The organism is Corynebacterium sp. Marseille-P4321 (assembly GCF_903645305.1).
In the GTDB taxonomy this organism is placed as follows: domain Bacteria; phylum Actinomycetota; class Actinomycetes; order Mycobacteriales; family Mycobacteriaceae; genus Corynebacterium.
Genome location: NZ_CAHJXO010000001.1, coordinates 257,559 through 270,393 on the forward strand (window position 1 = coordinate 257,559; position 12,835 = coordinate 270,393).

Annotated in this window: 3 protein-coding genes; 1 reads left to right on the forward strand and 2 read right to left on the reverse strand. The window is 62.0% G+C overall.

Annotated features, from left to right (window positions below):
• Positions 1 to 139 precede the first annotated feature (139 nt).
• Together HWX32_RS01055 and HWX32_RS01060 are read right to left on the reverse strand one after the other, a co-directional pair.
• Positions 140 to 4,354 (reverse strand): Ig-like domain-containing protein, encoded by a 4,215-nt coding sequence (locus HWX32_RS01055; RefSeq protein WP_175934387.1) that lies wholly within the window; start codon positions 4,352 to 4,354, stop codon positions 140 to 142.
• 294 nt (positions 4,355 to 4,648) lie between these two features.
• Positions 4,649 to 9,925, reverse strand: coding sequence for an Ig-like domain repeat protein (locus HWX32_RS01060; protein WP_175934388.1), 5,277 nt, complete (start codon positions 9,923 to 9,925; stop codon positions 4,649 to 4,651).
• A 1,058-nt stretch (positions 9,926 to 10,983) separates the two neighbouring features.
• On the opposite strand from HWX32_RS01060, the gene dnaK reads away from it, so the two are divergent.
• Positions 10,984 to 12,831, forward strand: a complete 1,848-nt coding sequence (dnaK, locus tag HWX32_RS01065) for a molecular chaperone DnaK (RefSeq protein WP_175934389.1) — start codon at positions 10,984 to 10,986, stop codon at positions 12,829 to 12,831.
• Positions 12,832 to 12,835 lie beyond the last annotated feature (4 nt).

Genomic DNA, 12,835 nt, shown 5'->3' on the forward strand with positions numbered 1-12,835 from the left:
TTTACGTGTTGGTGGTGTGGTGGTCATGCCGGGGTTGGGCGTGGGGGTGTGGAAATGGGTGTCGCCCCCGCGGGCGGTGTGCTCGCGGGGGCGACGTTTCAGGGACTCGGTGTGGTGAACCGGTTTGGGGTTCTACCTGTTACAGGCGGATACCGAACTGGTTGTAGACGAAGTCCTTGAATTGCTGGTTGTTTGCCAGGCCGAAGCCGAGCAGGCCGAGCAGCACGACAACGGCGGAGACGATGATGCCGATGGTTGCTGGGCGCGACAGGCTGGAGCCTTCGGAGCTTGCGCTGGAGTTGTCGGGTTCGGTGGTCTTTTCTACAACCTCGAAGGCGACCGTGGCGGTGGTGGTGGCACCGTTGGGGCTGGAGATGGTGATCTCACCGTAGGGGTCTGCCTGGGTGGGCAGTTTCGTCCAGACCAGCACAGCACCTGCGGGCAGGTCCTGGGTGTTGGCCAGCACGTCGCCCGGGGCGGGCAGGGTGGCGCCTTCGGTGGTCTTGCGGGTCTCCTGCTTGACTTCGGGGGTGTAGTCCGAGGTCGGTGCCGGGGTGTCGGTCTTCTTGGTGACGTTGACTTCGGTGATCTGCGAGGTTGCTTGCTTGGCGGTGGTGTTGTCCTCAGCTGGGGTGAACTTCGCGGCGATCTTGTTGGTGCCTTCGGCCAGCTTGGTGGTGAAGGTGGCGGTGCCGTTGGTGACCTTTGCGGTGCCGAGGGAGGTGTCGCCGTTGAAGAACTCGACGGTGCCCTCGGATGCCGGGGTGATCTTCGCGGTGAGGGTGATCTCGTCCGCGTCGGTCTTTCCGGCGGGTGCGGTCACGGTCACCGTCGGGGCGGTCGCTTCCTGGGCCGGGGGCTGCTGGGTGTTGTCCGTCTTCTTGGTGACGGTGAACTTCGGGGCGGCCTCGGAGGTTGCTTCCTTGGCGGTGGTGTTGTCTTCGGCCGGGGTGAACTTCGCGGTGACGGTGTAGTCGCCTTCTGCCAGCTTGGTGGTCAGGGTTGCTTCACCGGTGGCCGGGTCGTAGTCGACGGTGCCGTCGATCTTGGTGTCGCCGTTGAAGAACTCGACGGTGCCCGCGGAGGCCGGGGTGATCTTCGCGGTGAGGGTGATCTCGTCGGCGGTGGTCTTCTCACCGGCCGGTGCGGTCACGGTCACCGTCGGGGCTGTGGCCTCTGGTGCCGGCGGCTGCTGCTGCTCTTCCTTCTTTTTCACCGTGAATGCCGGAGCGGCCTCGGAGGTTGCTTCCTTGGCGGTGGTGTTGTCCTCGGCCGGGGTGAACTTCGCGGTGACGGTGTAGTCACCTTCTGCCAGCTTGGTGGTCAGGGTTGCTTCACCGGTGGCCGGGTCGTAGTCGACGGTGCCGTCGATCTTGGTGTCACCGTTGAAGAACTCCACCGTGCCCGCAGAGGCCGGGTCGACCTTAGCGGTCAGGGTGACTTCATCGTCGGTGGTCTTCTCACCGGCCGGTGCGGTCACAGTCACCGTCGGGGCGGTGGCCTCCGGTGCCGACGGCTGCTGCTCTTCCTTCTTCTTCACCGTGAACGCCGGAGCAGCCTCGGAGGTTGCTTCCTTGGCGGTGGTGTTGTCTTCGGCCGGGGTGAACTTCGCGGTGACGGTGTAGTCACCTTCTGCCAGCGTGGTGGTCAGGGTTGCTTCGCCGGTGGCCGGGTCGTAGTCGACGGTGCCGTCGATCTTGGTGTCACCGTTGAAGAACTCCACCGTGCCCGCGGATGCCGGGGTGATCTTCGCGGTCAGCGTGACTTCATCGTCGGTGGTCTTCTCGCCCGTCGGAGCAGTCACAGTCACCGTCGGGGCGGTTGCTTGCGCTTGAACCACGAGCTTCGCTGCTGCGGAGGTTGACGGCGCGTTCTTCGTTACCTCGCGGGGAACGAATTTCGCAGTGAGGTTGTATTCGCCAGCAACAGCAGGAATGGAGAAAGTTGCCACGCCGTCATCGACCTTGGCGGTCGACAGAAGCTGGTCTCCGTCGTAAAGCTCGACATCGCCCTCTGGCTTCGCATCCGGGTTGTTCGGGTCGGTGACGGTCACGTCGATTGTGACATCCTCACCGTCGGTCGCATTCTTCGGCAGCTGGGTGATTTCCGTCTTCGTTTCCGGAACAGCAGGGGCTTCAGAATCCGTGTCCGCCTTCACGGGTACAGCGATCCTATCGGTGGAACCGAGGAATTCAGCCTGTTGATCATCCGCAGGCGTGAACTCGGCGCGTACCTCGTAGATGCCGGCCTCAGGGAAGCTGGTCTTTGCCGTTGCACGGCCGGTCGCGGGGTCGTACGCAACGTCAGCGATCTCGGTGTCACCGTTGAAGAGCTTCACGACGCCCGGTACATCCTTCTCGGCCAGGGCGGCGACGATCTCAACTTCTTGATTAGCGATGACATCAGCAGGCTGCTCGATGCTGATCTGCGGATCCTTCGGCTCAACCTGCTTGACGACGGTCACCGTGCCAGTTTTTTCCGCAGTGGCGTACGGGGATCCCTCGGCCGGAATGAATTTCACGTTTACCGTGCGCTCGCCGAGAGGCTCGATGAACTTGATGTCCTTGAGAACAGCGGTACCGTTTACAACCTTGGCGGTGGTGGAGCGGCGCTCCCCGGTGTTCGGGTCGGTGTCCCAGAATTCGACTTCACCCTGCGCGTCGACAGGCGAAACGCGCGCGGTGAGGTCGGAACCCTCGCCCGAAACGAAGGTCTGCCCGGACGTGACGGAAACGTTTGCCTTACGCAGCTGGGGCGCGATGGTGATGGTGGACGCACTCGAAACGGAGTTCAGGAAGTTCGGATCCGTTGGCAGGTACTGTGCCACAACTTGGTTGGCACCAGCTTGGGTGAAGGTGTACTCAGCGGTAGCGGTGCCGTTCTGAAGCGTTGCGTTGGTATCGAGAGCCGTGCCGTTGACGAGGAATCGGATCTGACCGTCGACGGACGCCTGGTTGTCAGCGGTGACGGTGGCCTTCAACGTGACCTGCTCGCCTACCCTGCCTTCGGCCGGAACGTCGAGTGCTGTGTTCGTTTTCACCTCGTTGTTCTGAACCGGTGCTGCGGTTACGGTCAACGTGTGGTTCGCGGTGGTCTGGGAGGCCTCGAATGTAGTCGCGTCTGCCGGGGTGAACTTCGCGATGATCTCGTACTCACCCGCAGCGAAGGATTGAGCGAGGGTGGCTTTGCCATCTCGGACGTTGATCGGGGTGTCGTTAAGCTGCTGGTCCCCTGCGAAGAACGTGACGGCACCTTCCGCCTCCGGGGAAACGATCGCGGTAATGGTTGCGATCTCGTTGTCCTGCGCTGAAGTAGTGCTTGCAGTATCGAAGGTCAGCGTGGTTTCGGTGAGTCCGGTGTTTCGGTTCGGAATCTCCTTGGCTGGGACGAGGAATGCGGCCGTGTCCATGCGGCGCAGAACGTGGAGTGCGCGCGAGTACTTGTACGCGGCGTACTGGGGCACATACACACCGGGCGTTTCGGGGGCCGTGAACTGCGCCTCGAACACGATGTCGTTGCCCTTGCGCTCGGAATACGTGCCCGTGGATTGCTGCGCAACGTATTCTTTATTCACCTTGGGGTATGTGCCTGCCCACTTGCCAGTTTGCGTGGTCCCCCAGTAGGGAGCTTCGTAACCACCAACAGGAATGACCTGCGTTGTCGAACCCTCGTCGTTGCCGCGCGTAGGGACGTGTGATTCGTAACCGATACGCTTCATCGTCCCTTCGACGTACGTCGATCCAGCCGGAGGGTTAATTCCGGACTCGTAGAAGTTAGTGAACACACCACTCGAAGTGATTTTCTCACCAGCCCAAAGCCAGTAGTTAGAACCAGCTTCGATCACGACCGGGTTTTCCAAGCCGGATGTAGCGAGTGCGTCTTTGCTCGCACCGATTTTCGGCAGGAAGAACGTATCGTTGTCAGGTCCGTTGATAATAATTTCCTCTTCCACGTCCACCGGTGTGGTGAACGTCGCGGTGCCGTCGGGGTTCGGGTTGAAACCCTTGCCGTCGATGTAGCGAGCGGTGACGGTGTGCTTGAATTCACCGGACGTGTAGGAGCTGGGCGTGACCTCCTTGCTGGCGGTCGTGCCGGTCAGCTCCACGGGGCCATCGATAGCAACACCGTCCAAGTAGAACTGCACCTGGCCGCCCTGTGCGTTCGGGACGGTGGCGGTGAAGGTAGCGGATGCACCAATTTTGATTTCGTCGGCGCCGGTAACTGTTACCGCTTCAGCCGCGAATGCAAACGGTGCGGAAAGGATCGTGTTGTGAGTCGGGGCGATGACGGGAGCGACCATCGCCAAGGTGGTCAGGCCAGCGATGGCAGTGCGGATAGGGAAACGTTTAGCCATGAGGGGACCTCGCTAAGTTGAAACTTCCTCCATGACAGGCGGAAGCCAGAGAACGGACAGGTTCGTCCGACAATCCTAGGGTGGAGTACGAGTTCTCTCATCTGTTTGCCCGTTTCTGACCTGCGGTTTTCTGATTGTTTGTCAGATGTTCAACTGGGGTTTACGTGTTGGTTGCGGTGTGGCCATACGTGGGGCTGTGGTCTGTGGGGGGTGGACGTGTGTCGCCCCCGCGGGCGGTGTGCTCGCGGGGGCGATGGGGGTGCCGGGTGAGGCCCGGCGGGGACTTATCTTGGGTTAGAGGCGGATGCCGAACTGGGTGTAGACGAAGTCCTTGAACTGCTGGTTGTTTGCCAGGCCGAAACCGAGCAGGCCGAGCAGGAGCACCACGGCGGTCACCGAGATGCCGATGATGGCCGGCCTAGACAGGCTGGAGCCTTCCGAGCTTTGCGACGAGCCTTCGGAGCTGTTGCCGTTGGTGGTGTCGGTCTTGCCGGTGACGGTGAACGCAACCTTGGCGGTTGCGGTGGTGCCGTCGGGGTTGATGACGGTGATTTCACCGACCGGGTCAGCCTCGGTTGGCAGTTTCGACCAGTACAGCACCGAACCCGGCAGGATCTGGCTTGCGTTGGACAGGACCGCACTCGGTGCCGGGAGGGTGGCGCCTTCGGTGGTGGTGCGAGTCTCGTTCTTCACCTGCGGGGTGAAGGCTGGGGCCGGGTTCGGGTTTGGCTGGTTCGGGGTCGGCTGGTTCGGCTGGTCGTCGGTCTTTTCCGTGACGTTGACCTCGGTGACCTGGGAAGTTGCTTCCGTAGCGGTGGTGTTGTCTGCCGCTGGGGTGAACTTCGCGGTGATTGCGTTGGCACCGGCCGGCAGCTTTGTGGTCAGGGTTGCTTCGCCGGTTGCGGGGTCGTAGGCCACGGTGCCGTCGATCTTGGTGTCGCCGTTGAAGAACTCCACCGTGCCCGCAGAGGCCGGGTCGACCTTAGCGGTTAGGGTGACTTCATCGTCGGTGGTCTTCTCACCGGCGGGTGCGGTCACAGTCACCGTCGGGGCGGTCGCTTCCTGGGCCGGGGGCTGCTGGGTGTTGTCCGTCTTCTTGGTGACGGTGAACTTCGGGGCGGCCTCGGAGGTTGCTTCCTTGGCGGTGGTGTTGTCTTCGGCCGGGGTGAACTTCGCGGTGACGGTGTAGTCGCCTTCTGCCAGCTTGGTGGTCAGGGTTGCTTCACCGGTGGCCGGGTCGTAGTCGACGGTGCCGTCGATCTTGGTGTCGCCGTTGAAGAACTCGACGGTGCCCGCGGAGGCCGGGGTGATCTTCGCGGTGAGGGTGATCTCGTCGGCGGTGGTCTTCTCACCGGCCGGTGCGGTCACGGTCACCGTCGGGGCTGTGGCCTCTGGTGCCGGCGGCTGCTGCTGCTCTTCCTTCTTTTTCACCGTGAATGCCGGAGCGGCCTCGGAGGTTGCTTCCTTGGCGGTGGTGTTGTCCTCGGCCGGGGTGAACTTCGCGGTGACGGTGTAGTCGCCTTCTGCCAGCTTGGTGGTCAGGGTTGCTTCACCGGTGGCCGGGTCGTAGTCGACGGTGCCGTCGATCTTGGTGTCACCGTTGAAGAACTCCACCGTGCCCGCAGAGGCCGGGTCGACCTTAGCGGTCAGGGTGACTTCATCGTCGGTGGTCTTCTCACCGGCCGGTGCGGTCACAGTCACCGTCGGGGCGGTGGCCTCCGGTGCCGACGGCTGCTGCTCTTCCTTCTTCTTCACCGTGAACGCCGGAGCAGTCTCGGAGGTTGCTTCCTTGGCGGTGGTGTTGTCTTCGGCCGGGGTGAACTTCGCGGTGACGGTGTAGTCGCCTTCTGCCAGCGTGGTGGTCAGGGTTGCTTCGCCGGTGGCCGGGTCGTAGTCGACGGTGCCGTCGATCTTGGTGTCGCCGTTGAAGAACTCGACGGTGCCCGCGGAGGCCGGGGTGATCTTCGCGGTGAGGGTGATCTCGTCGGCGGTGGTCTTCTCACCCGTCGGAGCAGTCACGGTCACCGTCGGGGCGGTCGCTTCCTGGGCCGGGGGCTGCTGGGTGTTGTCCGTCTTCTTGGTGACGGTGAACTTCGGGGCGGCCTCGGAGGTTGCTTCCTTGGCGGTGGTGTTGTCTTCGGCCGGGGTGAACTTCGCGGTGACGGTGTAGTCGCCTTCTGCCAGCTTGGTGGTCAGGGTTGCTTCACCGGTGGCCGGGTCGTAGTCGACGGTGCCGTCGATCTTGGTGTCGCCGTTGAAGAACTCGACGGTGCCCGCGGAGGCCGGGGTGATCTTCGCGGTGAGGGTGATCTCGTCGGCGGTGGTCTTCTCACCGGCCGGTGCGGTCACGGTCACCGTCGGGGCTGTGGCCTCTGGTGCCGGCGGCTGCTGCTGCTCTTCCTTCTTTTTCACCGTGAATGCCGGAGCGGCCTCGGAGGTTGCTTCCTTGGCGGTGGTGTTGTCTTCGGCCGGGGTGAACTTCGCGGTGACGGTGTAGTCACCTTCTGCCAGCGTGGTGGTCAGGGTTGCTTCGCCGGTGGCCGGGTCGTAGTCGACGGTGCCGTCGATCTTGGTGTCGCCGTTGAAGAACTCGACGGTGCCCGCAGAGGCCGGGTCGACCTTAGCGGTCAGGGTGACTTCATCGTCGGTGGTCTTCTCACCGGCCGGTGCGGTCACAGTCACCGTCGGGGCGGTGGCCTCCGGTGCCGACGGCTGCTGCTCTTCCTTCTTTTTCACCGTGAACGCCGGAGCAGCCTCGGAGGTTGCTTCCTTGGCGGTGGTGTTGTCTTCGGCCGGGGTGAACTTCGCGGTGACGGTGTAGTCACCTTCTGCCAGCTTGGTGGTCAGGGTTGCTTCACCGGTGGCCGGGTCGTAGTCGACGGTGCCGTCGATCTTGGTGTCACCGTTGAAGAACTCCACCGTGCCCGCGGATGCCGGGGTGATCTTCGCGGTCAGCGTGACTTCATCGTCGGTGGTCTTCTCGCCCGTCGGAGCAGTCACAGTCACCGTCGGGGCGGTTGCTTCCTGGGCCGGGGGCTGCTGGGTGTCGTCTTCCTTCTTGGCGACGGTGACAATCGCAGCACCGTCTGCCGGGGTTTCAGCGTTGGTGAATTTGGTCTGGTCAGCGGAGGTGAACCTGGCGGTGATCGCGTTCCTGCCTTCCGGCAGGGTGGTGTTCAGGGTTGCTTCACCGGTTGTAGGGTCGTAAGAAACGGTGCCGTCGATTTTGGCATCGCCGTTGTAGAACTCGACGGTGCCGGCTGCGGCCGGGGAAACCGTTGCTGTGAGCTGTACTTGCTCGTCGATCTTTGCGGTGGTCTTGTTTGCCTCGACGGTTACACCAGTCTTCTCTGCCGGTTTCGTGATCGCCACGGTTGCGGCATCGGCTGCAGGAACGGTTGCGTTGGTGAACGCGTTGGTGTTGTCCGAGGTGAACTGCGCGGTGATCGTGTTGTCGCCCTCGGGCAACGCCGTGGTCAGGGTGGCGGTGCCGTTGGAGACGGTTTGCTCGTCGCCAAGCGGCTGCCCGTTGTTGGAGAATTGGACCTTGCCCTGTGCGCCTGCCGGGACAGTGGCGGTCAGGGTGATCTCGTCTTCGGTGGTTCCGGATGGCTTGTTAGCGGCGACCGTCAGCGTGGTCTGTTCGGCATCCTTCGGGGTGATGGTCACCGAACCAGCGTCGCCAGCGATGTAGTTGCTGCTGTCGCCCGGGACGTAGACGGCAATAAAAGTCTTGGACTCGGTGTTCTCCGGGGAGAAGGTGAAGGTGGCCTGATTGTTCGAACCGGTGAGGCCCTTCTCTTCGATGACTTTGTCGCCGTCCTTGAGCTGGACCTTGCCGGATGCCTGTGCCGGCGTCACCTTCGCGGTGAGCGTGACCTCTTCGTCCACGATCGGGTCGGTCTTGGATGCAGTCAGCTGAACACTTGCTTCGTCCTTGATCGCAACGGAAGCCCGAGCGGTGTTCCCGGTGTAACCGCTGTTCTGTGCCGGAACGTACTGAGCAGTAACGTTGCGAGTGCCCGCGCTGGCGAAGGTGTGTTCAACTTCGGCAACACCGTTCTTCACTTCAGCGGTCACAGGGTTGAGCGCCCCGACGTTGAACTGGACGGTGCCACCGTCAACCGGCTGGCCGTCGGCTTCGACCTTGGCGCTGAGCGTGATTGCCTGGTTCAGCTTGCCCCCCAGGTCGCCGTTGTACTCGACCTGGGTAGCAACGTTGGAAACCTCGATCGTCTGAGGCTCTGAGGTCTGGCCGTTGTATGCCGTCTGATCGTTCGGGGTGAACTTCGCGGTCACGTTGTGGGTACCAGCGGGGAGCTGCTTCTTCAGGGTAGCGACACCGGTCGCAGGGTCGTACTCGCCAGCGCCCAAGGAGTTGGTGCCGTTGAAGAACTCAACGGCGCCGGCGACGTTGCTCGGCTCCACCGTGGCTGTCAGGGTGACCTCTTCTGTGGCCTTTGCTTTAGCTGGGGCCTCCAGAGTGATGCCGGTGTGCTCAGCTGCAGGCTGAACGTTTAGTTCAGCGGTTGTCTGGTTGCCCTTGTATGTGCTGTTTTCAGCTGGAACGAACACCGCCGTGAGGGTTTTCTTGCCCTCTTCGGTCGGGGTGTAGGAGTAGGTGGCCTCGTTATTGTCGTTGAGGTTCACGGTGCCCAAGACATCGTCGCCGTCCTTGAACTGCACAGCACCGTCTGCGTCGGTCTCCTCGACCGTAGCGGTGAGTGTCACCGCCTCGTTCACCTTCGGGTTGGCGTTGGAGGGGGTGAGGGTCAGCGACGATTCGTTTTTGTCGTTGACCTGCACGGAGCCTTTGCTTTGCGACGATTCGAAGCCCGTGTTGCTGGATTCAAAAACTACGTCGACTTCCTGGGCGCCGAGAACGTTAAGCGTCACGTTCTTTACGGTGGCGCTGCCATCTGCATTGATGGTGTCAGTCGAGCCGAGCTCAGCGTCGTCCTTGGAGATCGTCACCTTGCCCTGCGCACCCTTAGCGACGGTGACCTTCAGCTCGCCCGGAACATCCACGGTGAGAGACTGATTCTCCACGAGCTGGACCTCCGATGCGATTGCAGTCACCTTGAGGTCGGCATTGGCGGTGCTGTCCTCGTAGACCTTGCGCGGGGAGGTCAGGGTCGCGGTGACCTCGTAATCGCCCGGGTTGTCGATCTTCTTGGTAGCGGTGGCCGTGCCGTCCTTAATCTCGCCGGTGCCGAGGTCGATGTTCTCGCCACCGGCCTTCGGCGTAGCGATGAACTTGACCTCTCCGGTGACCTCCTTATTCGGGATGGTCGCGGTGACGGTGCGCTCCGAACCAGCCGCTTCGTCACCGGTTACCGCGATCGTGAACTCGGGGCTGTAGGGCTCGACGACCTTGATGGTGGCCAATGGGACATCGTCAGTCGGGCGACAAAGCGTGACAACCTGGGAGTAGTACTCCTGGAAACCGAAAGTGTTGTTGGCTTGCTTGTAGGTGTTGTTGTTTAGTGGCAAATCGTCGGTCCCCGCACCACGTTGGCTGAAGACGATGGTTTCACCAGCGGTCGCGCCCGCAGTGACGGGAACGGTCACCTTCGGGAGCTGGAATTCGCCTACCGCATCATTCTGAGTCCCGTTGCCAAGGCCGACACCAATCCCAACATTCGCATCGTCACCGCCACTGTTGTGGGGCGTATAACGTGCGTCATTGCGTGAGTTGGTGTCCTCACCCCATATGCGGAGGACATCTCCGGATTCATCTGGTGAGTCATTGACACTATTTACCCTATCCACGCGCATGTTGCCATTGCCCGCGGTGGCGTGGTAAACGCGATTCCAGCTTGAAGTCCAGCCAGCGAGGCGGGAGGAAGAACGTGCGTCAACTGTAGCGGTGCCGACTGTTGCATTGGCAGGAAGCGCGATGTCGTACTTCATACGTCCGACCCACATGCCTCCACCGTCAGAGGGGGTGCGTCCAATCGACCCAGGCCCGGGCTGGTACTCGAAGTTAAACTCCTCGCCGGGAGCAACTTCGCTGGGATAGCGAGTGATTACCGAGCTGGGGGCGTTGTGCGAACGGGTGGCAGCTCGACCAGCCTTCTCGAAAGACTGACAGGACATTGGCGCGTTGACAGTGCGGTTTTCACCCGCGGCAACCTGCGCGGTCGAGAACGGGGCGGTGAGGAGCGTTGTCACAAGCGATGCAGTTACGGCAGAAGCTACGAAGCTCTTGCGGCGTAGAGACATGGCGGGGCCTTTCGGGAAGTGGGGAGTGGAGTTTTCAGTTGCGTGGGCAAAACTGAATTCTGGTGAACGATACGTCGATAAGCTTGCGTGCGCAGCGCCTATAGACGGGTGTAATGGGCTTTTGGGGAAGAGTTCTTCCGAAATTCACGCTGCGTTCATGTCTTAGAAACGGCGACCGCATCGGGTGGGGTGGCAGCAACTAACGAATCCGGGAGGAAAATTTTTTTCTAGATCGGGAACAAGCATCCGTGTCCGTGAGTTACATAGGTTGAGTGATCAATGCTCAACTTTAATTCGACACAACCGCCGCCGGTGCTATAGTCGCTGTCGAAGTTGAGTCGTAGCAGTTCAACTCTCAAACAATTTAGATAAACAGCATTTCCAAACAGGAGGAACACACACTTATGGCACGTGCAGTTGGTATCGACCTTGGCACCACGAACTCCGTCGTATCCGTCCTTGAGGGCGGCGAGCCGGTAGTTATCCCGAACGCCGAGGGTTCCCGCACGACCCCGTCCGTTGTCGCATTCGCGAAGAACGGCGAGGTGCTTGTCGGCCAGTCCGCGAAGAACCAGGCGGTGACCAACGTCGACCGCACCATCCGTTCGGTGAAGCGCCACATGGGCGACGACTGGACCGTCGACATCGACGACAAGAAGTACACCCCGCAGGAGATCTCGGCTCGTACGCTGCAGAAGCTGAAGCGCGACGCGGAGGCCTACCTGAGCGACGAGGTCACCGAGGCTGTTATTACCGTCCCGGCGTACTTCGAGGACGCGCAGCGCCAGGCCACCAAGGAGGCTGGCCAGATCGCGGGCCTGAACGTCCTGCGCATCGTGAACGAGCCGACTGCGGCTGCGTTGGCCTACGGCCTGGACAAGGGCGAGAAGGACCAGACCATCCTGGTGTTCGACCTGGGTGGCGGCACCTTCGACGTTTCCTTGCTGGAGATCGGCGACGGCGTGGTCGAGGTGCTCGCAACCGCCGGCGACAACGAGCTCGGCGGCGACGATTGGGACAACCGCGTCGTTGAGTGGCTCGTCGATAAGTTCAAGTCCCAGAACGGCGTGGACCTGTCCAAGGACAAGATGGCTATGCAGCGTCTGCGCGAGGCGGCGGAGAAGGCGAAGATTGAGCTGTCGTCCGCGCAGCAGGCATCCATCAACCTGCCGTACATCACGGTGGACTCCGAGAAGAACCCGCTGTTCCTGGACGAGACGCTGACCCGCACCGAGTTCCAGAAGATCACCTCCGACCTGCTCGAGCGCACCAAGGCGCCGTTCAACCAGGTGATCAAGGACGCCGGCCTGTCCGTCGGCGAGATCGACCACGTCGTGCTGGTCGGTGGCTCCACCCGTATGCCGGCTGTGACCGACTTGGTCAAGGATTTGACCGGCAAGGAGCCGAACAAGTCGGTCAACCCGGACGAGGTTGTCGCGCTCGGCGCCGCCCTGCAGGCAGGCGTGCTGCGCGGCGACGTGAAGGACGTGCTGCTTCTCGACGTCACCCCGCTGTCCCTGGGCATTGAGACCAAGGGTGGCGTGATGACGAAGCTGATCGAGCGCAACACCACCATTCCGACGAAGCGCTCCGAGACCTTCACCACGGCTGAGGACAACCAGCCGTCCGTGCAGATCCAGGTGTTCCAGGGTGAGCGCGAGATCGCTTCCGCGAATAAGCTGCTCGGCTCCTTCGAGCTGGCGGGCATCGCCCCGGCGCCGCGTGGCGTGCCGCAGATTGAGGTCACCTTCGACATCGACGCCAACGGCATCGTGTCCGTCTCTGCGAAGGACAAGGCCACCGGCAAGGAAAACACCATCAAGATCCAGGAGGGCTCGGGCCTGTCCGACGAAGAGATCGAGCGCATGGTGAAGGACGCCGAGGCACACGCCGAGGAGGACAAGAAGCGCCGCGAGGAGCAGGAGACCCGCAACAACGCCGAGAACATGGCGTACCAGACGCGCAAGTTCATGGACGAAAACGGTGAGAAGCTCCCCGAGGACGTCAAGGGCCGCGTCACCGAGGCGGCAGATGCTGTCGACGAGGCGCTCAAGGGCGACGACCTGGACGCCATCAAGGAGTCCGTGGAGAAGCTGACCACCGAGTCCCAGGCAATGGGCACCGCGCTGTACGAGGCTGAGGCCAACGCCGGCGCTACCCAGGCCGACGCCCCGGCTGGCGACGACAACGTCGTTGACGCCGAGGTTGTCGAAGACGACGAGACCGACGCCACCGACGGCGAGAACAAGTAAGCAG